Consider the following 26,596-nt stretch of genomic DNA (forward strand, 5'->3'; position numbering starts at 1 on the left):
TCTCCGGAGTTTTCCATGACGGCCCACGCCGACCTTTCGCCGACCCTTCAACTCGCCATCGACCTGATCCGCCGTCCGTCCGTGACCCCGGTCGACGCCGATTGCCAGAAGCAGATGATGCAGCGCCTGGGCGATGCCGGTTTCAAGCTGGAACCGATGCGCATCGAAGATGTGGATAACTTCTGGGCGACTCACGGCAAACACGACGGCCCGGTGCTGTGCTTCGCGGGTCACACCGATGTGGTGCCGACCGGTCCGGTGACCGCCTGGCAGATCGACCCGTTCAACGCGCTGATCGATGAACACGGCATGCTTTGCGGCCGTGGCGCCGCGGACATGAAAGGCAGCCTGGCCTCGATGACCGTGGCCGCCGAGCGCTTTGTCGCCGACTACCCGGACCACAAGGGCAAGGTCGCGTTCCTGATCACCAGCGACGAAGAAGGCCCGGCGCACCACGGCACCAAGGCTGTGGTCGAACGCCTCGCGGCGCGCAAGGAACGTCTGGACTGGTGCATCGTCGGCGAACCGTCGAGCACCACGCTGGTGGGCGATGTGGTCAAGAACGGTCGTCGTGGTTCCCTCGGCGCCAAGCTGACCGTACGCGGTGTGCAAGGTCACGTGGCGTACCCACACCTCGCCAAGAACCCGATCCACCTCGCGGCGCCGGCGCTGGCCGAACTGGCTGCCGAGCACTGGGATCACGGCAACGATTTCTTCCCGCCGACCAGCTTCCAGATCTCCAATGTCAATTCCGGCACCGGCGCGACCAACGTCATCCCGGGCGATCTGGTGGCAGTGTTCAACTTCCGCTTCTCCACCGAATCCACCGTTGAAGGCCTGCAAAAGCGCGTGGCCGACATCCTCGACAAGCATGGCCTGGACTGGCACATCGACTGGGCGCTGTCCGGCCTGCCGTTCCTGACCGAGCCGGGCGCGCTGCTCGATGCCGTGGCCTCGAGCATCAAGGACGTCACCGGTCGCGAAACCAAGGCGTCCACCAGCGGTGGCACCTCCGACGGTCGCTTCATCGCGACCATGGGCACACAGGTGGTTGAGCTGGGCCCGGTCAACGCGACGATTCACCAGGTCAACGAACGTGTACTGGCCGCCGACCTCGATGTGCTGACCGAAATCTATTACCAGACCCTGATCAAGTTGCTCGCCTGATGCTCGCCTGCCCGATCTGCAGCGAACCGCTGAACGCGGTGGACAACGGCGTGGCCTGCCCCGCCGGGCATCGTTTCGACCGTGCGCGCCAGGGTTACCTGAACCTGTTGCCAGTGCAGCACAAAAACAGCCGCGACCCTGGGGATAACCTGGCGATGGTCGAAGCGCGCCGCGACTTCTTGAATGCCGGCCATTACGCGCCGGTGGCCAAGCGTCTGGCGGAATTGGCGGCGCAGTACGCGCCGCAGCGCTGGCTCGACATCGGTTGTGGCGAGGGTTACTACACCGCGCAAATTGCCGAGGCCTTGCCCAACGCTGACGGTTACGCGCTGGACATCTCCCGGGAAGCAGTCAAACGTGCCTGCAAGCGCAATCCGCAGCTGACCTGGTTGATCGCCAGCATGGCGCGGGTGCCATTGGCGTCCGGCAGTTGCCAGTTCCTGGCCAGCGTCTTCAGCCCGTTGGACTGGGAAGAAGCCAAGCGCTTGCTAAGCCCGGGGGGCGGCTTGATGAAAGTCGGGCCTACCAGCGGTCATCTGATGGAGTTGCGCGAGCGGCTTTACGACGAAGTCCGCGAGTACACCGACGACAAGCACCTGGCCTTGGTGCCCGAAGGCATGACGCTGCAACACAGCGAAACCCTGGCGTTCAAACTGACGCTGGAAAAGGGTCAGGACCGGGCGAACCTTTTGGCTATGACGCCTCACGGCTGGCGCGCCAGTGCCGAACGCCGGGCGGCGGTGATCGAACAGGCCGAGCCGTTCGAGGTCACTGTTTCGATGCGCTACGATTATTTCGTACTTCAATAATTTTTGGTGTCGAGCAAACGCTCGAGGCCGGCTAAATCCGCGAATGGATTTTTCAAGACCGCAGTGAGGACATCCATGCGCCAACCCGATATCGAGATTTACCTTAAAGACGCCGACGTCGACTACAAGGCCATTGCCGCCTGGCTCGGCCAAGCGTTGGGCCCGTGCACCGACTGGGTCCAGAAAGGTCAGACTTACAAGTGCAAGGCCGGCAACGTGCCGGTGACCTGGCTGCCGAAAGCCGTGGGCAAATGGAACAGCCTGTTCCTGGACAGCGATCAAACGCCGTGGGACGACGACATCGCCTGTGCCCGCGCAGCCTTTGCCGCATTGAACGTTGAAGTGCGCTGCGCGCCGGGGACGTGGATCGAGGAAGAAGGTGAAGAAACGGCGGACCGCTGGATGCGTATCAGCGCCGACGGCGAAGAAGAAATCACCTGGAAAACCACCTGAGACACTGATCGTTCCCACGCTCTGCGTGGGAATGCCTCAACGGACGCTCTGCGTCCGCTTCTCGGACGCGGAGCGTCCCGGGCTGCATTCCCACGCAGAGCGTGGGAACGATCCTTAATAGGTTACAGCCCCACCACATCCTCAGCCTGCAACCCCTTCTCGCCGGTCACCACCGCATATTCAACCTGCTGGCCTTCAGCCAACGAACGATGCCCCTCACCGCGGATCGCGCGGTAATGCACGAACACGTCCACACCGTCCTCGCGTTGAATAAAGCCGTAGCCCTTGGCGTCGTTGAACCACTTCACATTGCCGGTTTCGCGCGTTGCCATGTCAGTACCCCCTTGTTTTTATTTTGAACGGGCGAGTATATGACAGCCGCCGAAACTCTCAACTCAAGTTTACTTAGGCGCTTTTTTGCCGATTTTAAGCGAATACGGCACACTATCGGCCGCCCGAGCAATTGCTCGGTTTTACTCACTCAAGCAGAAGCCGTATGACCCGCTCCCCGTTCCGCCGTCTTGTGTTTGGCACCCTGCGCCGACTGCTGTACCTCTGGGTTCGCTCGGAGACGATCAATCAGTCGTCGTTCACCCTCAACCTCGACCGCAGCCGTCCGGTGTTTTACGTCCTGCAAAACCCTTCGCTGACTGACCTGGCCGTGGTCGACACCGAATGCACCAAAGCGGGCCTGCCTCGCCCGGTACTGCCGGTCTCGGTGGGGAACCTGGTGGAGCCCGCCGCATTCTTTTACCTGACACCGGAACCCGACTGGCTCGGCCGTCAGGACAAACGCGGCGCGCCTCCGACCTTGACCCGACTGGTCAGTGCCCTGAGCCAGAACGCTGCCGAGGACGCACAGATCATTCCGGTCAGCGTGTTTTGGGGCCAATCGCCGGACAGCGAATCCAGCCCGTGGAAGCTGCTGTTCGCCGACAGTTGGGCGGTGACCGGGCGCCTGCGCCGGTTGCTGAGCATCATCGTCCTGGGGCGCAAGACCCGCGTGCAGTTCTCAGCGCCGATTAATCTGCGTGAGCTGATCGATCACAACAAAGGCCACGAGCGCACAGTGCGCATGGCCCAGCGGATCCTGCGGGTCCACTTCCGCAACCTCAAAGCCGCAGTGATCGGGCCGGACATTTCCCACCGTCGCAACCTGGTCAAAGGCCTGCTCAACCAACCGCTGGTCAAACAGGCAATCCTCGAAGAAGCCGAGCGCGAAAACATCTCCCTGGACAAAGCCAAGGCCCAGGCCTTGCGCTACGGCAACGAAATCGCCTCGGACTACACCTACACCGCGATCCGCTTCCTGGAAGTGGTGCTGAGCTGGTTCTGGAACAAAATCTACGACGGCATCAAGGTCAACCACATCGAAGGCGTGCAGAACGTCGCCCAAGGTCACGAAGTGATCTACGTGCCGTGTCACCGCAGCCACATTGACTACTTGCTGCTCTCGTACCTGCTGTTCCGCAACGGCCTGACCCCACCGCATGTCGCCGCCGGGATCAACCTCAACATGCCGGTGATCGGCAGCCTGCTGCGCCGTGGCGGTGCGTTCTTCATGCGCCGCACATTCAAGGGCAATCCGCTGTACACCTCGGTGTTCAACGAATACCTGCACACTTTGTTCACCAAAGGTTTCCCGGTCGAATATTTCGTCGAGGGCGGCCGCTCGCGGACCGGGCGCATGCTGCAACCAAAAACAGGGATGCTGGCGATCACCCTGCGCAGCTTCCTGCGTTCGTCGCGCGTGCCGATCGTGTTCATTCCGGTGTACATCGGCTACGAACGAGTGCTTGAAGGCCGGACTTACCTCGGCGAACTGCGCGGGGCGACCAAGAAGAAAGAATCGATCTTCGACATCTTCAAAGTCATCGGCGCCCTCAAGCAGCGCTTCGGCCAAGTGGCGGTGAACTTCGGTGAGCCGATCAAACTGGCGGAATTCCTCGACAGCGAACAGCCAGACTGGCGCCAACAGGAACTGGGTCCGCAGTTCAAACCGGCGTGGCTCAACGAAACCACCAACCGCCTCGGCGAGAAAGTCGCGCAGCACCTTAACGAAGCGGCGGCGATCAACCCGGTCAACCTCGTGGCGCTGGCCTTGCTGTCCACCAGCCGCCTGGCGCTGGATGATCGCGCCATGGCGCGGGTGCTCGACCTGTATCTGGCGCTATTGCGCAAAGTCCCTTATTCGCCGCACACCACGTTGCCGGAAGGTGACGGTCGCGCGCTGATCGAGCATGTGAAGGACATGGACCTGCTGTCGGAACAGAGTGATGCCCTGGGCAAAATCCTGTACCTGGGCGAGCAGAACGCCGTCCTCATGACGTACTACCGCAACAACGTGCTGCACATCTTCGCCCTGCCGTCGCTACTGGCGAGTTTCTTCCAGAGCGCGTCGCGCATGAGCCGCGAGCAAATCCTGCGCTACGCCCGCGCGCTGTATCCGTACCTGCAATCGGAACTGTTCATTCGTTGGTCGCTGGACGAACTGGATGGCGTAATCGATCAATGGCTTGAAGCGTTCGTCGAACAAGGCCTGCTGCGTTTCGAGAAAGACGTCTACCTGCGTCCTGCGCCAAGCTCGCGACATTTCGTGTTGCTGACCTTACTGTCGAAAAGCATCGCCCAGACCTTGCAGCGTTTCTACATGACGGTTTCGCTGTTGCTCAACAGCGGTCAGAACAGTATCAGCGCCGAAGAACTGGAAGACCTGTGCACCGTCATGGCCCAGCGCCTGTCGATCCTGCATGGCTTGAACGCCCCGGAGTTCTTCGACAAGAGCCTGTTCAGACACTTCATTCAAACGATGCTGGACCTCGACGTGCTCAAGCGTGACGAGGCCGGCAAGTTGAGCTATCACGAACTGCTCGGTGAACTGGCAGAAGGCGCGGCCAAACGGGTGCTGCCAGCGGAGATCCGGCTGTCGATCCGTCAAGTGGCGTTGCACCGCAGTGAAGATGCGGCGGATCAGGCTTAGTTAATCTGCCTGTCACTTCCAGACAACAACTAAAAGAACACCCTTGTTCTTTTAGTTGTGCAGATATGAACTAATACAGCCCCACTTAAACAATCACGATAAGGACATCGCGATGAACACTGCCCAAAATACCGATCAATATGTCACGCTGACGTTTAGTTTGCCCGATGACTATTTCCCCCCTGAAGGTGGCGAAGGCGAAACCCGGATAAGCATCTATACCGCAAACACCAAGCTCCCCATCCGTGTGGCAACATCAAGCATTCCCGCCTTGCGCAGTGGACGCTGGAATTTTTCTTTTGCACATAAGTATTCCGATATCAGCGTTAAATACCTCATTACAGTAAACATGACTCACAACGGTATTCCACTGCTGATTGACCTGGACTACTTCGTGATCGTCCATGCTGCGCCGCACCGACAAACCGTGCATCTGAGTCCTGTCGGACGCCTCTACATTCAGGCGCAAACGCCACAGGAAGTTAAGCCTGAACAAGCGGTGACGATTGTGGCGCATGAGCACGACGACACGAATGCGCAACTGACCCGAATACACATCAGCGAACAGATGGCTGAGGCGTTTTATCTGGAATACGATCCGGACACTGTCATCCCCGGAAAACGCTATACCCTGACCGGCATTGAAAACCACTATCTCAATACGATCGAAGTCTATCCTCGTGCCGTAGTATTAAAACCCTTCATGCCGTACTGCTTGACGACAGCGACCCGTGACCACTGATAATTCGCATCGACGCCGTCCGCTAATTTCCTCTTTCGTACAAGGAAGCTGCCATGCTCCGCCCTACCCTTCGCTTTACCGGCCTCTGCGCAGGCTTGATGATTTCCGCCAGCGCCCTGGCGCTGTCGCTCACTGACCTGTCGCAAAAAGACGCCACCGGCGGCCTCAAGGATGCCCTGACCCAAGGCGCGCAATTGGCCGTCAAACAACTTGGTAAGCCGGGCGGATTCAGCAACAACCCGGACGTGAAAATCGAACTGCCGGGCAAACTGGGCAAAGTCGCCAGCAAAATGAAGCAATTCGGCATGGGCGATCAGGTCACTGAGCTGGAAACCAGCATGAACAAAGCAGCTGAAACCGCTGTGACCCAGGCGCAGCCGATCCTGGTGGACGCGGTCAAGAAAATGAGCGTCGAGGACGCCAAAGGCATTCTCAGTGGTGGCAACGACTCAGCAACTCAGTACCTGAGCAAGACCAGCCGCGAACAGATCCGCCTGAAATTCCTGCCGATCGTGAAGCAAGCCACCGACCAGGTTGGCCTGGCCAAGCAATACAACACGTTTGCCGGCCAGGCAGCGACCATGGGCGTGCTGGATACCAAGAACGCCAATATCGAGGGCTACGTTACCGAGCAGGCGCTGAATGGTTTGTTCAAGATGATCGGCAAACAGGAACAAACCATCCGAGAGAACCCGGCTGCTGCGGCGACGAGTTTGGCGAAGAAAGTGTTTGGTACGCTGTAATCTTCAAACCTGATTTCTGTGGGAACGAGCCTGTTCCCACAGAAATCAGGTCGTCGACGCAACCCGTAGAAAGAATACCCATTCACGCCCCATCTTCCTTTTCTCAAACACGTTCAACTCAACCAGTCCGTTTAACGTGGCTGACGCGGCGCCATACGAGCAGTCCAGATTTTCCTTCACGTTGAAGGCCGTAAACTCCTTCGCCATCCCGCTCTTGGCTACGTGGTAAATAGCGCGCTGCTTTTCGGTCAATCGATCGAAAAATCCGGATTCGGTCAGCCAGCGATCAAAAAGCTCCGTATACGCCAGACTTTTCCGATAGGCCTCAGTAAAACCACTGACAGCGCGCAGAATCACTGAACACTGAAAGTCGATGAAATACGTCAGGTCTAAATCATCAGCCTCGGTATTAAGATAAGACCGGCCATACTTCACCGGCGCATTCCTGAGCAAAATGCTGATCGCTATGTAGCGAAACGCCGAAAAATCATTCTTGAACATGAACCAGTAGAACAGCGCTCGCGCGACTCGGCCGTTGCCATCACGAAAAGGATGCTCATAACCCAGAGCGAAATGCAGTGCGATGCCTTTGATCAAAGGATGGACGTAACCCTCGCGTTCGGGATCGTCGTGCGACTGGTTGAGCCAGTTCGCCAGCACTTGTAATCGCGCCTCCAGCCCAGCCGCAGGTGGCGGCGTATGAACGGTGTTGCCTTCACCGTCCTGCACGACCACATCGTCATTGTTTCTGAACGCCCCCGGCGAGTACTGCGCATCGTCGATACCCTCGACACCGACCCGGTGCATTGCCGTCATCAGTTCAGCACTTAACGGCTCATAGCGCTTTTCCCAAGCGAAGTTCATCATTTTGTAGTTGCCCACGACCATTCGCTCATCCGGAGTGCGCGGCAGACGTTTGCGCTTAAGCATGTCCTTGGCCACCCGGGTGGTGGTTGCCGCGCCTTCCAGCTGACTGCTGCTGATGGCTTCGTCTTCGATCAGGTCGTTGAGCAGATAACTGAAATGCGCATGCTCACCAATCTGGCTGGTCATGTACTCCAGCGAAGCCGTGGTGGCTTGTCGGTCGACGGCCGAAATGGTTTTTTGCGCCAAGGGCGTCAGCACAAAGTTGCCCCACTGTACCGGCTCGCCAAGTGGAAGAAGGCTTGAATATTGTGCGGTCCGGGCCTTCTTCACCAGCGCCCAGCACAGACCCGAATTCATTCCTGGCGCCCAGCGATAGCGTAACTCGTCGAATGGCAGATACCGTCCCTGATCATCCAGCGGTTTGAGCAAGGCGAGGTAGTCAGAGAGGCGCTCTCTATGGGGTGTTTGTGCCAACAGGTCGAATACCCGGTCCGACCTCCCAGTCAGCACGGGTGGCTTTTTCATCATTGATGTCTCAAACACTCATAAAACCGAGTCTTGAGTACAGCACTCGGACCTCGCTGACTCAATATCAGAGAGGTCCGAGATTATCGTAGGAAATCAGACCGGCTCTTTCTTGACCCTGAACCAGGCCGCATACAACGCCGGCAAAAACAGCAACGTCAGCGCTGTCGCCACGATCAACCCGCCCATGATCGCCACCGCCATCGGCCCGAAGAACACACTGCGCGACAGCGGGATCATTGCCAGCACCGCCGCGAGTGCCGTCAGCACAATGGGCCGGAAGCGCCGCACGGTGGCTTCGATGATTGCCTGCCACGGCTTGAGCCCGGCCGCGATGTCCTGCTCGATCTGGTCGACCAGAATCACCGAGTTGCGCATGATCATGCCGGACAACGCGATGGTCCCAAGCATCGCCACGAAACCGAACGGCTGACGAAACACCATCAGGAACAGCGTCACGCCGATCAAGCCCAGCGGCGCGGTCAGAAACACCATCACCGTGCGTGAGAAACTGCGCAATTGCAGCATCAGCAAGGTCAGCACCACCACGATGAACAACGGCACGCCGGCCTTCACCGAGTTCTGCCCGCGGGCCGAATCTTCCACGGTGCCGCCGACTTCCAGCAAGTAGCCATCAGGCAATTCAGCACGCACCGGATCGAGGGTCGGCAGGATTTGTTGCACCAGGGTCGCCGGTTGTTCCTTGCCATAGATGTCGGCGCGAACGGTCACGTTCGGCAGGCGATTTCGGTGCCAGATGATGCCTTCCTCGAAACCGTACTCAAGGGTCGCAATCTGCGACAGCGCCACGCTGCGGCCGTTGTCGGTCGGCACCGCCAGGCTTGGCAGCAAGGACAGCTCGGTGCGTTCATGCACGGTGCCGCGCAACAGAATCTCGATCAATTCGTTGTCTTCGCGATACTGACTGACGCTGGAACCGGTAAGGGAGCTTTGCAGGAACTTCGACAGGTTCGCCGTGCTCACGCCCAGCGCCCGGGCGCGGTCCTGATCGACGTTCAGATAAACGACTTTGCTCGGCTCTTCCCAGTCCAGATGGACGTTGGCCACGTGCGGATTCTCACGGACCTTGGCCGCGACTTTACGAGCCAATGCCCGGACTTCCTCGATGTGTTCGCCGGTCACCCGGAACTGCACCGGATAGCCAACCGGCGGACCGTTTTCAAGACGCGTGACCCGTGAACGCAGGGCCGGGAATTGTTCGTTGAGGGTTTCGATCAGCCAGGTGCGCAGGGTTTCGCGCTCCTCGATGGTCTTGGCCAGGACCACAAACTGGGCAAAGCTCGCCGCTGGCAGTTGCTGATCCAGCGGCAGGTAAAAGCGTGGCGATCCGGTGCCGACGTAGGCCACGTAGTTATCGATGCCGGCGTGATCCTTCAACAAACCTTCAAGGCGTTTAACCTCGTCGGCGGTGTTGCTCAGTGACGCGCCTTCCGCCAGTTTCAGGTCGACCATCAATTCCAGTCGGCCCGAGGCAGGGAAAAACTGTTGCGGCACAAAACGGAACAGCACCACCGATGCGACAAACATCACCACGGTCAAGACGATCACTGTTTTGCGCCGCCGTACGCACCACTCCACCAGGCGCCTGACACGCTGATAGAACGGCGTGCCGTACGGATCGGGTTGATCGGTGCCATGTTTGGCGGCATGAATCTTCGCCAGGTCCGGCAGGAGTTTTTCCCCCAGGTACGGTACAAAAACCACCGCGGCAATCCACGAGGCCAACAGCGCAATGGTCACCACCTGAAAGATCGATCGGGTGTATTCGCCGGTGCCCGATTGCGCGGTGGCAATCGGTAAGAAACCGGCAGCGGTGATCAGCGTGCCGGTGAGCATCGGGAACGCGGTGCTGGTCCAGGCATAACTGGCCGCCTTGATGCGGTCGAAGCCCTGCTCCATTTTGATCGCCATCATTTCCACAGCGATGATCGCATCGTCTACCAGCAAGCCCAGCGCCAGCACCAACGCGCCGAGGGAAATCTTGTGCAGGCCGATCCCCAGGTAATACATGCACGCGAAGGTCATCGCCAACACCAGCGGAATCGCCAGCGCCACCACCATGCCGGTGCGCACACCGAGCGAGAAAAAGCTCACCAGCAACACAATCGCCAAGGCTTCCACCAGCACCTGAACGAACTCGCCAACCCCGGTTTTCACCGCGGCGGGCTGATCGGACACCTTGCGTAGCTGCATGCCGGCCGGGAGGTTTTTCTGGATACGGTCGAACTCGATTTCCAGCGCCTTGCCCAGCACCAGAATATCGCCGCCATCCTTCATCGCCACGGCCAGACCAATGGCGTTCTCCGCCATGAAACGCATGCGCGGTGCTGGCGGATCGTTGAACCCGCGACGCACGTCAGCGACATCGGAAATGCGGAAGGTGCGATCTCCTACGCGGATCGGGAAATTCTTGATCTGGTCGACTGTCTGAAAATTCCCCGACACCCGTAGCTGCAATCGCTCGCTGGTGGTTTCAAAGAACCCGGCCGTGGACACCGCATTCTGCTCTTCGAGCGCTTGCTGTACCGCAGCCAATGGCAATCCGAGGGTCGCGAGCTTGACGTTGGAAAGCTCGATCCAGATCTTCTCGTCCTGCAAACCGAGCAGGTCGACCTTGCCGACATCCTTGACCCGTTGCAGCTGGATCTGGATGCGGTCGGCGTAATCCTTGAGCACCGCGTAATCAAAGCCGTCGCCGGTCAGCGCGTAGATATTGCCGAAGGTGGTGCCGAACTCATCGTTGAAAAACGGCCCTTGAATACCGGGCGGCAGGGTCTGGCGAATATCGCTGATCTTCTTGCGAACCTGATACCAGAGGTCCGGTATTTCCACCGAGTGCATGGAGTCACGAGCAACGAAAGTGACCTGGGATTCACCCGGACGGGAGAACGAGACGATGCGTTCGTACTCACCGGTTTCCATCAGCTTCTTTTCAATGCGCTCGGTGACCTGGCGCGAGACCTCCTGCGCGGTGGCGCCCGGCCAGTTGGTCCGAATGACCATGGCTTTGAAGGTGAACGGCGGGTCTTCGCTTTGGCCGAGCTTGGTGTAGGAAAGTGCGCCAACGACCGCCAGCAGGATCATCAGGAACAGTACGATCTGGCGATTACGCAGCGCCCATTCGGAAAGATTGAAACCCATCGGGGATTACTCCTTGTCCGCCAGTTTGACCACGCGGTTGGAGCGATCCACAGGGCGCACCTGCTGCCCGTCATGAAGCACATGGACACCGGCGGCCACCACCCAATCGCTGGCGTTCAGGCCTTCGAGGACCGGCACGGTTTTCTCACCGAATGCGCCAACCCGGACCGGGGCTTTTTTCAGGGTATTGTTGGCGCCGAGCACCCAGACGTAGGTCGCACCGTTTTCTGCGGTGACGGCTGACAGCGGGACCGACAGCGACACCGCCTCGGCGGCCTGGATATACACCCGGGCACTCTGGCCAAGTTCGGCCGGAACCTTGCCGGCGGTAAAGGCAATGCGCGCGGCGAAAGTGCGCGATTTCGGGTCGGCCGCTGGCGACAATTCACGGATGCGCCCGGCGAAACGCTGATCAGGCTGGGTCCAGAGCTCAACCGATACCGGCTGGCCGACCTTGAAGCGTCCAAAGCTCTGCTCCGGCAGGCTGATCAACACGTCCCGCTCGCCATCGGTAGCGAGGGTAAACACGGTTTGCCCGGCGGCCACCACTTGCCCGACTTCCACCGCGCGCTTGGCAACCACGCCATCCTGAGGCGCACGCAACACCGCGTAACTGGCCTGATTGGTCGACACGTTGAATTCGGCTTTGATTTGTTTGAGACGCGCTTCACCGGATCGGTAAAGGTTTTCGGCATTGTCGTACTGCGAGCGACTGACCATCTGGCGGTCCATCAGCGTTTTGTAGCGATCACGCTCGGCACGCACCATATTCAGATTGGCCTCGGCGGCGGCGACCTGGGCACGGGTGGCTTCCAGCTGCAGGCGTACGTCCTGTGGATCGAGTTCCGCCAACGGCTGGTCGGCCTTGACCCGCTGCCCCTCTTCGACCAGTCGTCGGCTGACTTTGCCGCCAATGCGAAACGCCAGGTCCGGCTCGTAACGAGCCCGCACTTCACCCGGATAACTTTCCATTGCCTGGGCCGAAGGCTCCGGCTGCACCACCATGGCCGGGCGGATGGTGACTTGAGGCGCCTCTTCATGGCCACACGCAGACAATAAAAACGCCAGAGCGACTGGCAACGCGAGGGGCAAGGCATAGCGGAACATGGTGAAGGACCTTTCGCTAATGGTGCTTGGAATAATTATACTTGCCAGTATGTTATTAATAGCAAACTCACCAGTCCAGTATTAAAGCGAAGAATGTCGAACAATCTTTCAGCACCCAATGGTCCGGGCCGCCCCAAGGATCTGGCCAAACGCCAGGCCATCCTCGACGCGGCGAAAACTCTGTTTCTGAGCAAGGGGTACGCCAATACCAGCATGGACGCCGTGGCGGCTGAGGCCGGCGTGTCCAAACTGACGGTCTACAGCCATTTCAACGATAAGGAGACGTTGTTCTCAGCCGCCGTGATGGCCAAGTGCGAAGAGCAGCTGCCGACGCTGTTTTTCGAATTGCCGGATGGCATCGCCGTGGAAACGGTGCTGTTGAATATCGCGCGCGGTTTTCATCAGCTGATCAACAGCGATGAATCGGTGAACCTGCATCGGCTGATGATGGCCCTGGGCAGCCAGGACCCGAAACTCTCGCTGATCTTTTTCGAAGCCGGGCCGCAGCGCATGCTGCATGGCATGGAGCGGTTACTGAGCAAGGTTGATCAGAGCGGCGCATTACGCATCGATAAACCGCGCAATGCGGCAGAACACTTTTTCTGCCTGCTCAAGGGCGCGGCGAATTTTCGCTTGTTGTATGGCTGCGGCGATCGGTTGACCGGGGATGCGGCCGAGGAACATGTGCGGGAAGTGGTGGGGTTGTTTATGCGGGCTTATCGACCCTAGCGATGATCGTTCCCACGCTCTGCGTGGGAATGCAGCCCGGGACGCTCCGCGTCCCTTCAACAGCAGAACGCGGAGCGTCCGTTGAGGCATTCCCACGCAGAGCGTGGGAACGATCAGTGTTGAATCAGGGCTTGAGCGCTTTCTTCGGGTAAATGTCATACCGGCTCGATTTGCCATCCAGCGCATGGCTCGGTTTCGGCCCTTCAATGCACGGCGCCTTGCGCGGACGCTTGACCACCACCCGATGGCTGGCCAGTGCCAACGCAGCTTCCAGCAGTGCCGGCGCATCCGGGTCATCGCCCACCAATGGCCGGAACAGGCGCATTTCCTTCTTCACCAACGCCGTTTTCTCACGGTGCGGAAACATCGGGTCGAGGTAGATCACCTGGGGCGGCTCCCCTTCCCAATTGCGCATCACCTCGATCGAATTGCCCTTGAGCAACTTCATCCGCGCCACGATCGGTGCCACGTCGAAATCTTCCGCGCCACGGGCCAGACCGTCTTCGAGCAACGCACCAATCAGCGGCTGGCGCTCGATCAGGCTCATCTCGCAGCCCAGGCTCGCCAGCACAAACGCATCCTTGCCCAGCCCCGCCGTGGCATCCAGCACCCGTGGACGCACGCCTTGGGCGATGCCCACCGCCTTGGCGATCATCTGCCCGGTGCCCCCGCCGAACAACCGCCGATGCGCGGCGCCACCTTCGACGAAGTCCACCCGCACCGGCCCCGGCGCGTCCGGCCCGAGCTGTTGCAGCTGCAATCCCTGCTCGCCCACCTGCAAGACGAACTCGCCGTCATCCACTTGCAAAGGCAAGCCCAGGCGTTCGGCCCATTGCTCGGCTTGTGGCTGAAATGCCGGGGCCGAGGCCTCGACATGGATGCGGCAGGCCGCAGGTTGCTCAATCATGGGAAAACACGCTCAAAAAATTAATGATCGGCAAAAACGGCCGATAACAAAACTAACGAGCATTTTGCCAGAGCTGAGCGTCGACCGAGAAAAATGTCAGGCATTCAATCCACATCCGTAGGCTACATTTCGCGTCATGGCGATTATGGTCTGCGAAACTCTCAAGCACTGAGCGGCGTCAGTCACCTGTGGCAGGATTTTTTTGCCCAGGCCCTGGCCGATCAGTCGAGTGATGTGGTGCCAGCGTGTGGCACCTTCCCACCGGTTGACCTCGAGAGCCCGGTCGAGCCGACCGTCGGCAGCGAACTGCTGGCGCACATCGTCAGCCAGCGCGAATGCGATGTGAAAGAAACCGAGGTCAAGCCACCCGAGCCGCTGTTCCTGCCGATTGCCGAGTTCGAAATGGACTTGGCCGACAAGCCTTTCCCACCGTTCCCACCACAAGAAATCGTCGCCCAGCAAAAACAGCAAGACTTCGAAAGCAGCTGGGTTCGTCCGATCGTGCTCACCGCCAGCCAGCAAGCCCCGGAAGCCGGCCCGGCGCCACAACCGCGTCCGCTGCACTTGCCAATCGCCGAATTCGAGATGGACCTGCTGGACAAGCCATTCCCGCCGTTCTCGCCCGAAGAACTGGTCGAGCAACAAAAAAACTTCGATTTCGATATAGGCTGGGCTCGCCCGATCGTGCTGCAGAACCTGCGCATCGCCGCCTGACTTTCAATGACAAGCCGTTAGGCGATGGGCGGCGTTGCAGTCTAGGCTCAACACCACGCTGAGCAGGTCACCACCGAAACCGCACCGTCAGCCTTTGAACAATTGATTGGCCTTCGCATACGGCATGGACCTCGACGTGAACCCGAACGTACCCGACGTCTTGATCTCTTCAGCTGCGCGGAAAAACTCGCCATAGGCAGCCAACGCCAGCGCCGAGCCGACGCTGATGCGTTTTACGCCCATCTCGCGCAACTGCTCGACTGTCAGCTTGAGCCCGCCGGACATCAACACGTTGACCGGTTTCGGTGCCACGGCGCGAACCACCGCCAACACATCCTCAGCACTGCGCAAACCCGGCGCGTACAACACGTCGGCGCCGGCCTCGGCGAAGGCCTGTAAGCGGCGAATGGTGTCGGTGAGGTCAGGATTGCCGTGCAGGAAGTTCTCCGCGCGAGCGGTCAGCATGAACGGGAAAGGCAAGCTGCGCGCCGCAGCGACAGCCGCTTCGATACGCGCCACGGCATGTTCGAAGCAGTAGATCGGCGCCTCTTCGCGGCCCGTGGCGTCTTCGATCGAGCCACCGACGGCACCGGCCTCGGCTGCCCGCAAAATGCTCTGTGCGCATTCGGCCGGGTCGTCCGCGAAGCCGTTTTCCAGGTCCACGGCTACTGGCAGATCCGTCGCCGCAACAATCGCCCGAACGTTAGCCAAGGTGTCCTCCAGCGACAATCCGCCATCGGGCCGTGCATTGGAAAAGGCATAACCGGCACTGGTGGTCGCCAGCGCCTCGAAACCCAGGCTGGCGAGCATTTTCGCCGAGCCGGCGTCCCACGGGTTGGGAATGACAAAAGCGCCCTCGCGTTCGTGCAGTGCTTTGAACGCCTGGGCTCGAAGGGTTTGCGCATCCATTGGCAGGCTCCTGAAAAGGGGAACGAATCCGCCTCAGAGCAGGCCAAGTTGCTCGGCGGCGGGTTCTCTGTATAGCTCAGGCAGCGGCGCCAAGCCAGGCAAACGCAGCATCAGTTGTGCGTGGAAACGTTGCGCCAGCCTGGCCGCCAGCAGGTTATCGGCGGTGTGCAGGAAGATGTAGGGCGTACGGCCCTCTTCGATCCACAGGGCGATTTTCTCGACCCACGGCACCAGAAACGGATCGTTGGCTTCAAGCTGCGGATGGCCGATGAAGCGCACCTGCGGGAATTGGGTGAACGCTGCCGGGCGCGGCGGCACGTTGGGCTTTTTCGATTGCGCGTGCAGCACCGAGGGATCGGTTGAGGTGCAACTGAACAACGCGCGCGGATCAAGGCAAATTCGCTCGACGCCACGGTCGCGCAACAGGCGGTTGAGCATTCGCTCGCTGTCACCTTTGGCGAAAAATTCGCTGTGGCGCACTTCCACGGCCAACGGTCGCTCCACGGCATCGATGAAGGCGGCGAGTTCGGGCAATCGGTGCGGCGTGAAGCTTTTCGATAATTGCAGCCACAGCGGCGAAACCCGCTCGCCCAACGGGCTGAGCAATTGCAGGAAGGTTTCGGTGGCGGTCAGTTGTTCGCGCAGGTCACCGCCGTGGCTGATGTCGCCGGGGAACTTGGCGGTGAAGCGAAAGTGTTCGGGCAGAATCTCGGCCCAACGCTGCACGGTGCTGGCAGCCGGGCTCGCGTAGAAGGTCGTGTTGCCCTCTACGGCGTTAAATACTTGGGAATAAAGATTCAGAAACTCGGCGGGTTTGGCGTCGGGCGGATAAAGAGAGTCGCGCCAGGCGTTTTCACTCCAGGACGGGCAGCCGAGGTAGTAAGGCAGCAGCATCAGATGTAAAGGTCGAGGCCCAGCACACCTGAATCCCAATCGACGAACCCGGCAGTGCTCAGGTAGCTGGCGAGTGCCGTGGCGACGCTTTTGCTCATGGCGCGATGGTAGATCATGTCTTGTTGACGAGCCGGGAGATTGCTCAGGCGTTGCGCGGAAGCTTTGGCAGCACGGGCGGCCAGTTGCTCTTCGGACGGAATCTCCAGCTCGCCGTCGATATCGACGTTGTCGTCATCCGCCACTGGCCCTTTGCGGGGTTTGCGCTTGATGGGGTACGACTGGGAGGAAAGGCCGTCTATACGCATGAGTACATGTCCGGTATCAGTGATGGCAGTTTAGTGGCGCATGACCCACTTCGCAAACCGCCGAGTGATAACTAGAACACATAAAGACAAAAAGGTTTAAACGCCGGAGAGAAAATCGACGATTGGCTGAATTGAAACGCTGATTGTGGGCAGAACACTGACCTGTGGGAGCGGGCTTGCTCGCGAAGGCGGTGGGTCAGCCAACATTGATATTGGCTGACCCACCGCCTTCGCGAGCAAGCCCGCTCCCACACGGATCTCAGGGATCAACGCGCCTTGGGCGTCGCCACTTTATCGCGCAGATAAACCGGCTGCGCCTGATCCGCCACAATCGCTTCACCGCGTTCCCAGGCAAACCGCGCCAGCGTCAGCAGGTCTTCGGCGTGAGGCAGCATGCCCGCGTCCTGCCCGGTAAGGTTGACGGCAATGCGCTCGGCATAACCCCAACCAGTGCCCGCGCCAAACCAATCGCCACTAGCGTCGGCAGGCAATGCCGCTGCTTCCGGCGCCAATACCGCTTCCTTGCCGACCAGCCGCATCTCCCCGGCCGTTTCGCGGTAGCAACCCCAATACACCTCATCCATCCGCGCATCGATGGCGGCCACGACCTGGCTCACGCCGTGTTCGCGGTACGCCCGCTGTGCCAGCACCGCCAGGTTGGACACCGGCAGCACCGGGCGATCCAGCGCAAACGCCAGGCCTTGCACCACGCCAATGGCGATCCGCACGCCGGTGAACGCGCCTGGCCCGCGACCGAATGCAATGGCATCGACCGCTTGCAGCGTGGTCCCGGCATCGGCCAGCAATTGCTGGATCATCGGCAACAGCTTCTGCGCATGCAGGCGCGGGATCACCTCGTAATGGCTCGTGACTTTGCCTTCATGCAGCAAGGCAACGGAGCAAGCTTCAGTCGCGGTGTCCAGGGCCAGCAAGGTGCTCATCGATGTATCCGTAAGAGAGGTCAGAAAAAGTGCGCCAGTATAAACAACTACGGCCCGCAAGCGGGCCGTAGAAGATGAAGCGATTCAGACTTTTCAGCTCAGTGCTTCAAGCACCTTGCCGGTGATCGCTTCTACCGAGCCAACGCCTTCGACGTGGCTGTACTTCGGTTTGCCTTGAGCGGCGGACAGCTCCTGGTAAAACTTCACCAGAGGCTCGGTCTGGGCGTGGTAGACCGACAGACGATGACGCACGGTTTCTTCGGTGTCGTCTTTGCGCTGCACCAGCTCGTCACCGGTGATGTCGTCTTTACCGGCAATTTTCGGCGGGTTGTAGACGATGTGGTACACGCGACCGCTGGCCTCGTGAACACGACGGCCAGCGATACGCTGAACGATGTCTTCGTCTTTAACGTCGATTTCCAACACGTGGTCCAGCTCGACGCCGGCTTTCACCAGGGCTTCAGCCTGGGGAATGGTGCGCGGGAAACCGTCGAACAGGAAACCGTTGGCGCAATCGGCCTGGCTAATCCGTTCCTTGACCAGATTGATGATCAGGTCATCGGAAACCAGACCACCGCTGTCCATGACGCTCTTGGCGATCAGGCCCAGCTCGGTGCCGGCCTTGACCGCTGCACGCAGCATGTCGCCAGTGGAGATTTGCGGAATGCCGAATTTCTCGGTGATGAACTTAGCCTGAGTACCTTTACCGGCCCCGGGAGCTCCCAGCAGAATGACGCGCATCGATGTGCTCCTCAATTTTTTATATGGATAACGTCAGATTCGCCTCGTGGGGCCAATCTCAAAAATAGGGTCGTGGCCGCCCAAACGGCCAGAGGCTGATCAAGATACACAGCAGGCCCGGACCACACAAGCCGCCGAAAGTCGGAGAAACCCCCGCCCAACGAGACCCTGGGACGGGGTGCCCCAAGTCGCAACCCCATCACTAACTGTCGCCTGGCCGCACGTTTTTGCCCCTCGCCCACAGGCCCTCGACGCTCGCGCCGAGGACCTCGCCCCACGACGAAAACCTTAGCCGGTATTTCGCAAACCGGCGGCAATCCCCGCCACAGACACCAGCAGCGCCTGTTCTACCGGGCTGCCCTGGGCCACGTCCTGTTGCCGCGAGCGCGCCAACAGTTCGGCCTGCAATAGATGAAGCGGGTCGAGGTAGGTGTTGCGCAAGCGGATGAATTCCAGGGTGTCTGGGCTATGTGCCAGTAGCTGAGACTGACCGGTCAACCCAAGGACAACAGCGCATGCCTGCGACAATAGGTCGCGTAAATGCGCACCCAACGGGAGCAAATCCGGCTCGACCAGACGCTCATCGTAGGATCGGGCGATGTCGGCATCGGCTTTGGCCAGGACCATTTCCAACATATCGATGCGCGTGCGAAAGAACGGCCATTGTTCGCGCATCTGCCCCAGCAATTCGCCCTCGCCGCGCTCCAGCGCCTTGCTCAGCGCCGCTTCCCAGCCCAGCCAGGCCGGCAACATCAGGCGCGTCTGCGTCCAGCCGAAGATCCACGGAATGGCGCGCAGGCTTTCGATACCGCCCGCGCGGCGCTTGGCCGGGCGGCTGCCCAGCGGCAAACGGCCCAACTCCTGCTCCGGGGTGGACTGGCGGAAGTACTCGACGAACTGGGGATTTTCCCGCACCACGGCGCGGTAGGCCTTGACCCCGTCCGCAGCCAGTTCGTCCATCAGATGGCGCCAGGCCGGTTCCGGGGGTGGCGGCGGCAACAACGTCGCTTCCAGCACCGCCGCCAGGTACAGATTGAGGTTTTGCTCGGCGATGTCCGGCAGGCCGAATTTGAAACGAATCATTTCCCCCTGTTCGGTGGTGCGGAAACGCCCCGCCACCGAACCCGGTGGTTGCGACAGGATCGCCGCGTGTGCCGGGCCGCCGCCGCGACCCACGGTGCCACCGCGACCGTGGAACAGCAGCAGCTCCACTTGCTGCTCGCGGCAGATATTGACCAGACGTTCCTGTGCCCGATATTGCGCCCAGGCTGCGGCGGTAGTGCCGGCGTCCTTGGCCGAATCGGAATAGCCGATCATCACTTCCTGCGGCCCTTGCAGGCGCGAGCGATAGCCCGGCAGCAGCAACAGCTTTTCGATCACCGGCCCGGCGTTGTCCAGGTCGGCGAGGGTTTCGAACAGCGGCACTACACGCATCGGCCGCAACACGCCGGACTCTTTGAGCAGCAGTTGCACAGCCAGTACATCGGAAGCGGCGCCGGCCATGGAGATCACATAAGAGCCGAGGGAAGCGGCCGGTGCGGCAGCGATTTCCCGACAGGTCGCGAGTACTTCTGCGGTGTCGGCCGACGGTTTGAAGTACGCCGGCAGCAGCGGCCGACGGTTATTCAACTCATTCATCAGGAAGGTGATGCGCTCTTCCTCGCTCCAGTCTTCGTAACGACCAAGCCCCAGGTAATCGGTGATTTCCGTCATGGCGGCGGCGTGCCGCGACGAGTCCTGACGCACATCCAGGCGCACCAGGAACAACCCGAACGTCACCGCCCGGCGCAAGCAATCGAGCAAGGGACCGTCAGCAATCACACCCATGCCGCACTCATGCAGCGAGTGGTAGCAAAGCTCCAGCGGATCGAGCAGGTCGCGGTTGTTTTGCAATACATCGGCGGGAGCAGGCGTCGTCGCGGTCAAGGAGGCGTGAGCCCAGTTGCGCGTCGCGCGCAGACGTTCGCGCAATTGTTTGAGTACCGCACGGTAAGGTTCGGCACTGTCCCCGGCCTTGGCTTTCAACGCATCGCTGGCCTGCTGCATCGACAACTCTGCAGCAAGATGATCGACATCGCGCACGTACAAATCGGCCGCCATCCAGCGTGCCAGCAGCAAGACTTCACGGGTCACGGCGGCCGTCACATTCGGGTTGCCGTCGCGGTCGCCACCCATCCAGGAAGCAAAGCGAATCGGTGCGCCTTCCAGCGGCAGATGCAGGCCGGTGGCGTCATGCAGGGCTTTATCGGCCTTGCGCAAATAGTTGGGGATCGCCTGCCACAGCGAATGCTCGATCACCGCGAAACCCCATTTGGCCTCGTCCACGGGCGTCGGCCGGGTGCGGCGAATTTCTTCGGTGTGCCAGGCCTCGGCGATCAGGCGCTGCAACTTCGTCTTGATCTGCTCGCGCTCGGCGGTGGTCAGGTCACGGTGGTCTTGGGCTGCCAGTTGCGCGGCGATGGCGTCGTATTTCTGGATCAGCGTGCGCCGCGCCACTTCGGTCGGGTGCGCGGTGAGGACCAGTTCGATTTCCAGCCGTCCCAACTGACGGGCCAGGGATTCGGCGCTGTGGCCTTCGGCGCGCAGACGCGCGAGCAATTCCGGCAACACGCGCGCTTCGAACGGTGCGGGTTGCGACTCTTCGCGGCGATGAATCAGCTGGTATTGCTCGGCGATATTGGCGAGGTTGAGAAACTGGTTGAACGCTCGGGCTACAGGCAGCAACTCTGCTTCGCTCAACTGGTTGAGACTGGCGCTCAGTTCAGCATCCATCGAGCCGCGACGGTCAGCTTTGGCGCCTTTGCGAATCTGCTCGATCTTGTCGAGAAAGCCGTCCCCGTACTGGTCACGAATGGTGTTGCCCAACAGCTCACCCAGCAGGTGAACGTCCTCGCGCAAGCGTGCATCAATATCGGTCATCAGCAGTTCTCCAGCAAAAATTCCGGGCGGCCTAGAGCCTAAAGAGTGCCGCTCTAAAGCGGTTCTTACAAGCAATCGACGAAGGGACTTTAAACCTTGGGCGCAGAAGCTAGTCTCAAGTGTAAGCCGCACAACGGCTTCGGCCGGCCTTTGCCGGACACTGACACAGCCTGCCACGAGCAGGAGCGCAATGAGGTTTTTATGAAAATCCGTGAATTGGCTCAGCATTGGGAAGAAAACGCCAAGGGTCGACTGACCGATACCGGTTACAGAATTCATCTGGATGTGGAGGCCGCCGCACGGCTGGCGGCCATTATCGAGATGTACCCCAAACGCCAACCCGAAGAACTGCTTGGCGAGCTGATCGGCGCCGCGCTTGAAGAGTTGGAAAAGAGCTTTCCCTATGTGAAAGGCTCGACCGTGGTGGCTACTGACGAAGAGGGTGATCCGCTGTACGAAGACATTGGTCCGACCCCGCGTTTCCTCGCGTTGTCACGTCGGCACCTGCACGATTTATCGGCCGGTAGCGAGAAGCAGAAACACTGAGTTTTGCGCCGAACATGTGGGAGCACATTTGCTCCCACATGAGTTGTCATCCCCTCCAGAAATTGAGTATTCCCAGGCTTGCAAAGGGTCGGGGATACCTCTGCATCTCGCCAAAGTTCCCGACCTAGAGCCTTGTCCGATCGGTCAAAGTTTTTTTCGGCGATTGGCCATCTTTTCTGAACTTTAAAAAAACCACTCGGGTCACACCCATTAACCACGCCTGGGACGGCCGTTTCAAAACACCCCGGAAATTGACGGTTACGGCTCCTTGCCCAGCATGGATTTTTCAGTTTTTCAGGAGTTTTACCAATGGAGTTGAAGACCATGAAGATCAGCACTGCCAAGTCCTCGTTCAATCATTTGCGCAGTCTGAAACTGGCTGCCCTGGCAATCGGCACCAGCTTCGTTCTGGCTGGCTGCGCCGGCAATCCACCGACCGAGCAATTCGCCGTGACGCAATCGGCCGTGAATAGCGCGGTCAGCGCCGGCGGCACCGAGTTCGCTGCTGTGGAAATGAAATCCGCGCAAGACAAGCTCAAACAGTCCGAAATCGCCATGCACGACAAAAAGTATGACGAAGCCAGAATTCTGGCCGAACAGGCTGAGTGGGACGCTCGTGTAGCCGAACGCAAAGCCCAGGCGGTCAAAGCCGATCAAGCTGTGAAGGACTCTCAGAAAGGCGTTCAGGAACTGCGTCAGGAAAGCCAGCGCACTGTGCAATAAGCGCGCATCCGGACCAAAGACTGAAGCTCTTATCGATAGAAAAGGACGAATGATTATGCGTAAGCAACTGATGATCCCCGCACTCCTGGCCGCAAGCGTTGCACTGGCTGCCTGCTCCACCCCGCCTAACCCGAACCTGGAACAGGCCCGCACCAACTACAGCGGCCTGCAGGCCAATCCGCAAGCGAGCAAGGTTGCGGCGCTGGAAACCAAAGACGCCAGCGATTACCTGGATAAGGCCGACAAGGCTTATCAGGACAAGCAAGACCAGGCCAAGGTTGACCAACTGGCTTACCTGACCAATCAGCGTGTTGAAGTGGCCAAGCAGACCATCGCCCTGCGCACCGCTGAAGCCAACCTGAAAAACGCATCGGCCCAACGTGCCCAGGCTCGCCTGGATGCCCGCGATGCGCAGATCAAGCAGTTGCAGGACAGCCTGAACGCTAAGCAAACCGATCGCGGCACCGTGGTGACCTTCGGTGACGTGCTGTTTGCCACCGACCGTGCTGACCTGAAATCCAGCGGTCTGGTGAACATCAACAAACTGGCGCAGTTCCTCTCGGAAAACCCTGATCGCAAAGTGATCGTCGAGGGTTACACCGACAGCACCGGCACCGCTGACCACAACCAGTCGCTGTCCGAACGTCGTGCCGGTTCGGTGCGCATGGCCCTGGTGAAAATGGGCGTTGATCCAGCGCGCATCGTTGCCCAGGGTTATGGCAAGGAATACCCGGTTGCTGAAAACACCAGCACCTCAGGTCGTGCGATGAACCGTCGGGTGGAAGTGACCATTTCCAACGACAACCAGCCAGTGATCCCGCGTTCGGCAGTCAGCTCGAACTAAGCGTCACCCGCTGAAACACAAAAGCCCCGCCTGAGTCGATCAGGCGGGGCTTTTTATGTCTGGTGATCACCAAATCCTGTGGGAGCGGCTTGCTCGCGAAAGCGGTGTGTCAGTCAATGATGATGTCGACTGACCCACCGCTTTCGCGAGCAAGCCCGCTCCCACATTGATCGCTGTTGCAGTCAGACTGGTTACTGCTCAAGTTGCTGCGGCTTTTCCTGGCCCATGCAGCGCACGGCTTTTTTCTGATTGTTGACCAGTACGCCGGTCAGGCCTTTCTGTTCGGTATCAAACATCACCAGCACGCCATCGATGCACTGGGCCATTTGCGCCGCCGGTTCCAGGGAGACCTTGTAGTCTTCGCCGGGCACGGTCTTGAGCATGGTGAAATCGCTGAGCAGCAACGCGTCTTCGGGTTTGGCGAAGTGCAAATAACCGTAGAACCACAAGGCCCCGACGGTGCCGAGGATGCTGCAGATGCCGGTGATGATCAGCGGGATGGCGTTACGTTCTTCACTCATTGCGGACTCTCTGGTGGTTCATCTTCTGAATTCGGGGTGGCCGGGTAATTGGGAACTTCACCCAGGCGGCGCAGGCCGTTGAAATGCTGCGGGTCGTCAAGATAGCGCAGCATGACTTTGCGCCAGACCGGGTCGGCGAACGTCTGCACATGACCGCCACGGGTCAGCTGCAGCACTCGCGGCGGCGGCGCAGCTTGATACAGACGGATGCCGTTTGAAAGGGGCACGATTGGATCGTCGATGCTGTGGTAGATCAGTTTTGGCACGCCGTTGAGCTGCGCCGCCGAGTTGATCGCGCTGTCGCCGTCCGGCACCAGCCAGGATAACGGCACCTGGAAAGCCCAGGTCAGCCAGGAGTGGCTCAGGGCGAACTGGCCGATATCGCGATAACTGGCGGGAACGCCGTCCAGGACCAGCGCCTTGAGTTGTTTCTGACGTTCGGGATGCTGGACCAGATAGTGCACCGCCATCGAACCACCGAGGCTCTGGCCGAGCAGGATCACCGGCTTGCCTTTGACCTCCGGCGCCTGATCGAGCCATTTGAACGCAGCATCGATGTCCTGATAGATCGCCGGCAAGCTCGGCTTCCCTTCGGACAAACCGTAGCCGCGATAGTCCACCAGCAGCACTTGATAGCCTTGTTTGGGCAACCACCAACTCCCGCCGAGGTGCATCGGCAGATTGCCGCCGTTGCCGTGCAGATGCAGCACGGTGCCCTTGACCTCGACACCTTTTTTCGCCGGCAGCCACCAGGCGTTCAGCTTGAGGCCATCAGCCGTGGTCAGGGTCACTTCGCGGTAGTCGAGCTTGGCTTTTTCCGGAGTGAACAGCTGGCCGGGTTCGGGGTAGAACAGCAAGGAGCTGCAACCGCTCAAGGTCAGAATAAGGCAGACAATGCCGAGGATTCTCATCCGTTGAAACCTCGCGAAGTGTGGTTGGAATACGGACCAAATGTGGGAGCGGGCTTGCTCGCGAATGCAGTGTGTCAGACAACTGAAATGTTGAATGTTAAACCGCTTTCGCGAGCAAGCCCGCTCCCACATTGACCGCGTGATCGTTACAGGATGTTCGAGTAATCCGCTTCGATCCGGTCCAGGCTCAGGTGGTTGAGGAAGTTGGAGAAGCACATCCAGGCCGACAGCGCGTTCATATCGCGAAACTGCTCAGGCAAGTATTTGGGCGGCACTACCAGCCCTTCATCCACCAACTGACGCAAGGTGCGCATGTCTTCCAGCGTAGTCTTGCCGCAAAACAGCAACGGTATCTGCTCAAGCTTGCCTTTACGCACGGCCAACTGAATGTAGTTGTAAACCATGATAAAGCCCTTGAGGTAGGACAAGTCTTTGGTAAATGGCAGCCCATTGGGCACCGAACCACGGAAAACCCGGCTGGCGTTGCCGTAGCTTTCGGGCATTTCGAAGCCTTGCTCGCGGAAGAATTCGAAGACCTGCAGGAAGTCCGCGCCCTCCTCCACCATGTGAATGGCGCGGGTGCGGTTGGTCAGTTTGCGCAGGCGGCTCGGGTAGGAAGCGAAGGTGATGATTTCCATCAGGATCGCTAGGCCTTCCTGGGTCACCGTCGACGACGGCGGGCCCTTGGACAGGAACGTGCAGATCGGCTGGTTCAGTCCGTTGAGCGTCGTGCCGACATGCACCAGCCCTTCGTGAACCTCCAGGGCGCGCACGTCACGCTCGTTGAACATCGCGTCGGTGCGGATCTTGATGTAGTCGGCGCCGGCCGCCGCGTCGGCAACAATGCCATCGGACTCGAACACCCGAATGGTTTCCTCGGCCTCGCCAAACACCTTGCTCAACCGGGTTTGCAGTAATTGCACGGCGTCCTTGGCGGTGAGGATTTTCGGCTCGTCCTTCAGGTCTCCACGGCCATCAATGTTGTTCAGGTAGTCGGAGAGCATCAGGCCAAGGTCGGACAGCGTCGGGTCACCGGCGTGGAACGCGTCGGACGCAGCGCCGTACAACTCTTGTGAGATCAGGCCGAAATCCTCGGTGCCGCGCGCTTCGAGCATGCGCACCACCATCCGGTATTCCTTGCACATGCGACGCATGATCTGGCCGACCGGGTTGAACTGGCCGAGCTGGCGGGTGATGTCGCGTTCGATGTTCTGGAATTCCAGTTTCACTTTGCTGGAATCGAACGTCAGCGGCCGGTTGAGGTAATAGTCGCGATCCACGGCCGGCATTTCCTTGCCCTTGGCCTTGAGGAAACCCTTGCGGATGCTGTCATCCCACTTCACCGCATCGAGGACACGAATCGGTGTCTGCGCCAGCACAATGCGATCGGACAAAATGCGTATCGTCTGCTGGTAATCGTCCACCCGAAACTCCTGT

The 26,596-nt window shown here is 59.7% G+C and carries 25 protein-coding genes; 11 read left to right on the forward strand and 14 right to left on the reverse strand.

Translation table 11 applies throughout. The features are described from left to right. Positions 1-15 precede the first annotated feature (15 nt). The 3 genes from dapE (at position 16) to HNR03_RS06855 (ending at position 2,429) form a co-directional block, all read left to right on the forward strand. Positions 16-1,167, forward strand: a complete 1,152-nt coding sequence (dapE, locus tag HNR03_RS06845; RefSeq protein WP_222589960.1) for a succinyl-diaminopimelate desuccinylase — start codon at positions 16-18, stop codon at positions 1,165-1,167. Further along, positions 1,167-1,976, forward strand: coding sequence for a putative RNA methyltransferase (locus HNR03_RS06850; RefSeq protein ID WP_222589959.1), 810 nt, complete (start codon positions 1,167-1,169; stop codon positions 1,974-1,976). The genes dapE and HNR03_RS06850 overlap by 1 nt, the downstream gene beginning before the upstream one ends. 75 nt (positions 1,977-2,051) lie before the next feature. Beyond that, positions 2,052-2,429, forward strand: coding sequence for a hypothetical protein (locus tag HNR03_RS06855; RefSeq protein WP_222589958.1), 378 nt, complete (start codon positions 2,052-2,054; stop codon positions 2,427-2,429). Positions 2,430-2,551: 122 nt separating this feature from the next. Here HNR03_RS06855 and HNR03_RS06860 read toward each other — a convergent pair whose 3' ends face one another. Further along, complete coding sequence (locus HNR03_RS06860; protein ID WP_010462862.1) at positions 2,552-2,761, reverse strand: cold-shock protein; 210 nt, start codon at positions 2,759-2,761, stop codon at positions 2,552-2,554. Between the two features lie 164 nt (positions 2,762-2,925). Here HNR03_RS06860 and plsB point away from each other — a divergent pair, with 164 nt between their 5' ends. The 3 genes from plsB (at position 2,926) to HNR03_RS06875 (ending at position 6,894) form a co-directional block, all read left to right on the forward strand. Beyond that, positions 2,926-5,409, forward strand: coding sequence for a glycerol-3-phosphate 1-O-acyltransferase PlsB (gene plsB, locus HNR03_RS06865; protein ID WP_259151755.1), 2,484 nt, complete (start codon positions 2,926-2,928; stop codon positions 5,407-5,409). A 112-nt stretch (positions 5,410-5,521) separates the two neighbouring features. Next, entirely contained in the window at positions 5,522-6,151 is a 630-nt protein-coding gene (locus HNR03_RS06870; protein ID WP_259151756.1) for a hypothetical protein, read from the forward strand. Between the two features lie 53 nt (positions 6,152-6,204). Continuing rightward, a complete protein-coding gene (locus HNR03_RS06875; protein WP_259151758.1) occupies positions 6,205-6,894 on the forward strand; it encodes a DUF4197 domain-containing protein in 690 nt (229 codons plus the stop codon). 45 nt (positions 6,895-6,939) lie between these two features. On the opposite strand, the gene HNR03_RS06880 is transcribed toward HNR03_RS06875, so the two are convergent. The 3 genes from HNR03_RS06880 to HNR03_RS06890 all read right to left on the reverse strand — a co-directional run bounded on the left by HNR03_RS06880 (position 6,940) and on the right by HNR03_RS06890 (position 12,555). Then, the gene (locus tag HNR03_RS06880; RefSeq protein ID WP_259152098.1) at positions 6,940-8,286 is read right to left on the reverse strand and encodes a Fic family protein; all 1,347 of its coding nucleotides are present in this window, start codon (positions 8,284-8,286) and stop codon (positions 6,940-6,942) included. A 96-nt stretch (positions 8,287-8,382) separates the two neighbouring features. Further along, complete coding sequence (locus tag HNR03_RS06885; RefSeq protein ID WP_259151759.1) at positions 8,383-11,448, reverse strand: efflux RND transporter permease subunit; 3,066 nt, start codon at positions 11,446-11,448, stop codon at positions 8,383-8,385. 6 nt (positions 11,449-11,454) lie between these two features. Beyond that, positions 11,455-12,555, reverse strand: a complete 1,101-nt coding sequence (locus tag HNR03_RS06890) for an efflux RND transporter periplasmic adaptor subunit (RefSeq protein WP_259151760.1) — start codon at positions 12,553-12,555, stop codon at positions 11,455-11,457. Between the two features lie 93 nt (positions 12,556-12,648). Here HNR03_RS06890 and HNR03_RS06895 point away from each other — a divergent pair, with 93 nt between their 5' ends. After that, complete coding sequence (locus tag HNR03_RS06895) at positions 12,649-13,284, forward strand: TetR/AcrR family transcriptional regulator (protein ID WP_259151761.1); 636 nt, start codon at positions 12,649-12,651, stop codon at positions 13,282-13,284. 124 nt (positions 13,285-13,408) lie between these two features. On the opposite strand, the gene HNR03_RS06900 is transcribed toward HNR03_RS06895, so the two are convergent. Then, a complete protein-coding gene (locus HNR03_RS06900; RefSeq protein ID WP_405046038.1) occupies positions 13,409-14,191 on the reverse strand; it encodes a class I SAM-dependent methyltransferase in 783 nt (260 codons plus the stop codon). Positions 14,192-14,284: 93 nt separating this feature from the next. Between HNR03_RS06900 and HNR03_RS06905 the strand changes: the two genes are divergently transcribed. Further along, positions 14,285-14,905 (forward strand): energy transducer TonB, encoded by a 621-nt coding sequence (locus tag HNR03_RS06905; RefSeq protein WP_259151763.1) that lies wholly within the window; start codon positions 14,285-14,287, stop codon positions 14,903-14,905. A gap of 87 nt (positions 14,906-14,992) precedes the next feature. Here HNR03_RS06905 and HNR03_RS06910 read toward each other — a convergent pair whose 3' ends face one another. The 6 genes from HNR03_RS06910 to ppc all read right to left on the reverse strand — a co-directional run bounded on the left by HNR03_RS06910 (position 14,993) and on the right by ppc (position 21,614). Next, positions 14,993-15,814, reverse strand: coding sequence for an isocitrate lyase/phosphoenolpyruvate mutase family protein (locus tag HNR03_RS06910; protein ID WP_259151764.1), 822 nt, complete (start codon positions 15,812-15,814; stop codon positions 14,993-14,995). 33 nt (positions 15,815-15,847) lie between these two features. Then, on the reverse strand, positions 15,848-16,708 hold the full coding sequence (locus HNR03_RS06915; protein WP_259151765.1) for a DUF72 domain-containing protein: 861 nt from the start codon (positions 16,706-16,708) through the stop codon (positions 15,848-15,850). Further along, positions 16,708-17,013, reverse strand: coding sequence for a hypothetical protein (locus tag HNR03_RS06920; RefSeq protein WP_222589948.1), 306 nt, complete (start codon positions 17,011-17,013; stop codon positions 16,708-16,710). The genes HNR03_RS06915 and HNR03_RS06920 overlap by 1 nt, the downstream gene beginning before the upstream one ends. Before the next feature lie 266 nt (positions 17,014-17,279). Then, the gene (tsaB, locus tag HNR03_RS06925) at positions 17,280-17,954 is read right to left on the reverse strand and encodes a tRNA (adenosine(37)-N6)-threonylcarbamoyltransferase complex dimerization subunit type 1 TsaB (protein WP_259151766.1); all 675 of its coding nucleotides are present in this window, start codon (positions 17,952-17,954) and stop codon (positions 17,280-17,282) included. A gap of 93 nt (positions 17,955-18,047) precedes the next feature. Further along, positions 18,048-18,695: an adenylate kinase gene (gene adk / locus HNR03_RS06930; protein WP_027924949.1), complete on the reverse strand. Its 648-nt coding sequence runs from the start codon at positions 18,693-18,695 to the stop codon at positions 18,048-18,050. A 288-nt stretch (positions 18,696-18,983) separates the two neighbouring features. Further along, entirely contained in the window at positions 18,984-21,614 is a 2,631-nt protein-coding gene (gene ppc, locus HNR03_RS06935) for a phosphoenolpyruvate carboxylase (protein ID WP_259151768.1), read from the reverse strand. Positions 21,615-21,815: 201 nt separating this feature from the next. Here ppc and HNR03_RS06940 point away from each other — a divergent pair, with 201 nt between their 5' ends. The 3 genes from HNR03_RS06940 to HNR03_RS06950 all read left to right on the forward strand — a co-directional run bounded on the left by HNR03_RS06940 (position 21,816) and on the right by HNR03_RS06950 (position 23,727). After that, on the forward strand, positions 21,816-22,160 hold the full coding sequence (locus HNR03_RS06940) for a pilin assembly protein (protein WP_222589946.1): 345 nt from the start codon (positions 21,816-21,818) through the stop codon (positions 22,158-22,160). A 309-nt stretch (positions 22,161-22,469) separates the two neighbouring features. Beyond that, complete coding sequence (locus HNR03_RS06945) at positions 22,470-22,883, forward strand: DUF4398 domain-containing protein (RefSeq protein ID WP_259151769.1); 414 nt, start codon at positions 22,470-22,472, stop codon at positions 22,881-22,883. Positions 22,884-22,938: 55 nt separating this feature from the next. Further along, positions 22,939-23,727, forward strand: a complete 789-nt coding sequence (locus HNR03_RS06950; RefSeq protein WP_222589944.1) for an OmpA family protein — start codon at positions 22,939-22,941, stop codon at positions 23,725-23,727. A 191-nt stretch (positions 23,728-23,918) separates the two neighbouring features. Here HNR03_RS06950 and HNR03_RS06955 read toward each other — a convergent pair whose 3' ends face one another. The 3 genes from HNR03_RS06955 to HNR03_RS06965 form a co-directional block, all read right to left on the reverse strand. Then, a complete protein-coding gene (locus HNR03_RS06955) occupies positions 23,919-24,248 on the reverse strand; it encodes a hypothetical protein (protein WP_259151770.1) in 330 nt (109 codons plus the stop codon). Further along, positions 24,245-25,159, reverse strand: a complete 915-nt coding sequence (locus HNR03_RS06960; RefSeq protein ID WP_259151771.1) for an alpha/beta hydrolase — start codon at positions 25,157-25,159, stop codon at positions 24,245-24,247. The genes HNR03_RS06955 and HNR03_RS06960 overlap by 4 nt, the downstream gene beginning before the upstream one ends. Before the next feature lie 146 nt (positions 25,160-25,305). Beyond that, on the reverse strand, positions 25,306-26,583 hold the full coding sequence (locus HNR03_RS06965; RefSeq protein WP_259151772.1) for a flavohemoglobin expression-modulating QEGLA motif protein: 1,278 nt from the start codon (positions 26,581-26,583) through the stop codon (positions 25,306-25,308). Between the last annotated feature and the right edge of the window lie 13 nt (positions 26,584-26,596).

The sequence above is a fragment of the Pseudomonas sp. JAI111 genome (assembly GCF_024809425.1).
Taxonomy (GTDB): Bacteria; Pseudomonadota; Gammaproteobacteria; order Pseudomonadales; family Pseudomonadaceae; genus Aquipseudomonas.

Excerpts from the sequence above, each read along its gene's own strand:
- adk (WP_027924949.1), bottom strand. The coding sequence starts at position 18,695 with ATGCGCGTCATTCTGCTGGGAGCTCCCGGGGCCGGTAAAGGTACTCAG.
- HNR03_RS06870 (WP_259151756.1), top strand. The coding sequence starts at position 5,522 with ATGAACACTGCCCAAAATACCGATCAATATGTCACGCTGACGTTTAGT.
- HNR03_RS06880 (WP_259152098.1), bottom strand. The coding sequence starts at position 8,286 with ATGAAAAAGCCACCCGTGCTGACTGGGAGGTCGGACCGGGTATTCGAC.
- ppc (WP_259151768.1), bottom strand. The coding sequence starts at position 21,614 with ATGACCGATATTGATGCACGCTTGCGCGAGGACGTTCACCTGCTGGGT.
- HNR03_RS06895 (WP_259151761.1), top strand. The coding sequence starts at position 12,649 with ATGTCGAACAATCTTTCAGCACCCAATGGTCCGGGCCGCCCCAAGGAT.
- HNR03_RS06875 (WP_259151758.1), top strand. The coding sequence starts at position 6,205 with ATGCTCCGCCCTACCCTTCGCTTTACCGGCCTCTGCGCAGGCTTGATG.
- HNR03_RS06855 (WP_222589958.1), top strand. The coding sequence starts at position 2,052 with ATGCGCCAACCCGATATCGAGATTTACCTTAAAGACGCCGACGTCGAC.
- HNR03_RS06920 (WP_222589948.1), bottom strand. The coding sequence starts at position 17,013 with ATGCGTATAGACGGCCTTTCCTCCCAGTCGTACCCCATCAAGCGCAAA.
- HNR03_RS06960 (WP_259151771.1), bottom strand. The coding sequence starts at position 25,159 with ATGAGAATCCTCGGCATTGTCTGCCTTATTCTGACCTTGAGCGGTTGC.
- HNR03_RS06910 (WP_259151764.1), bottom strand. The coding sequence starts at position 15,814 with ATGGATGCGCAAACCCTTCGAGCCCAGGCGTTCAAAGCACTGCACGAA.
- HNR03_RS06850 (WP_222589959.1), top strand. The coding sequence starts at position 1,167 with ATGCTCGCCTGCCCGATCTGCAGCGAACCGCTGAACGCGGTGGACAAC.
- HNR03_RS06945 (WP_259151769.1), top strand. The coding sequence starts at position 22,470 with ATGGAGTTGAAGACCATGAAGATCAGCACTGCCAAGTCCTCGTTCAAT.
- HNR03_RS06955 (WP_259151770.1), bottom strand. The coding sequence starts at position 24,248 with ATGAGTGAAGAACGTAACGCCATCCCGCTGATCATCACCGGCATCTGC.
- HNR03_RS06950 (WP_222589944.1), top strand. The coding sequence starts at position 22,939 with ATGCGTAAGCAACTGATGATCCCCGCACTCCTGGCCGCAAGCGTTGCA.
- HNR03_RS06885 (WP_259151759.1), bottom strand. The coding sequence starts at position 11,448 with ATGGGTTTCAATCTTTCCGAATGGGCGCTGCGTAATCGCCAGATCGTA.
- plsB (WP_259151755.1), top strand. The coding sequence starts at position 2,926 with ATGACCCGCTCCCCGTTCCGCCGTCTTGTGTTTGGCACCCTGCGCCGA.
- HNR03_RS06860 (WP_010462862.1), bottom strand. The coding sequence starts at position 2,761 with ATGGCAACGCGCGAAACCGGCAATGTGAAGTGGTTCAACGACGCCAAG.
- HNR03_RS06915 (WP_259151765.1), bottom strand. The coding sequence starts at position 16,708 with ATGCTGCTGCCTTACTACCTCGGCTGCCCGTCCTGGAGTGAAAACGCC.
- HNR03_RS06900 (WP_405046038.1), bottom strand. The coding sequence starts at position 14,191 with ATGATTGAGCAACCTGCGGCCTGCCGCATCCATGTCGAGGCCTCGGCC.
- dapE (WP_222589960.1), top strand. The coding sequence starts at position 16 with ATGACGGCCCACGCCGACCTTTCGCCGACCCTTCAACTCGCCATCGAC.
- tsaB (WP_259151766.1), bottom strand. The coding sequence starts at position 17,954 with ATGAGCACCTTGCTGGCCCTGGACACCGCGACTGAAGCTTGCTCCGTT.
- HNR03_RS06905 (WP_259151763.1), top strand. The coding sequence starts at position 14,285 with ATGTCAGGCATTCAATCCACATCCGTAGGCTACATTTCGCGTCATGGC.
- HNR03_RS06890 (WP_259151760.1), bottom strand. The coding sequence starts at position 12,555 with ATGTTCCGCTATGCCTTGCCCCTCGCGTTGCCAGTCGCTCTGGCGTTT.
- HNR03_RS06940 (WP_222589946.1), top strand. The coding sequence starts at position 21,816 with ATGAAAATCCGTGAATTGGCTCAGCATTGGGAAGAAAACGCCAAGGGT.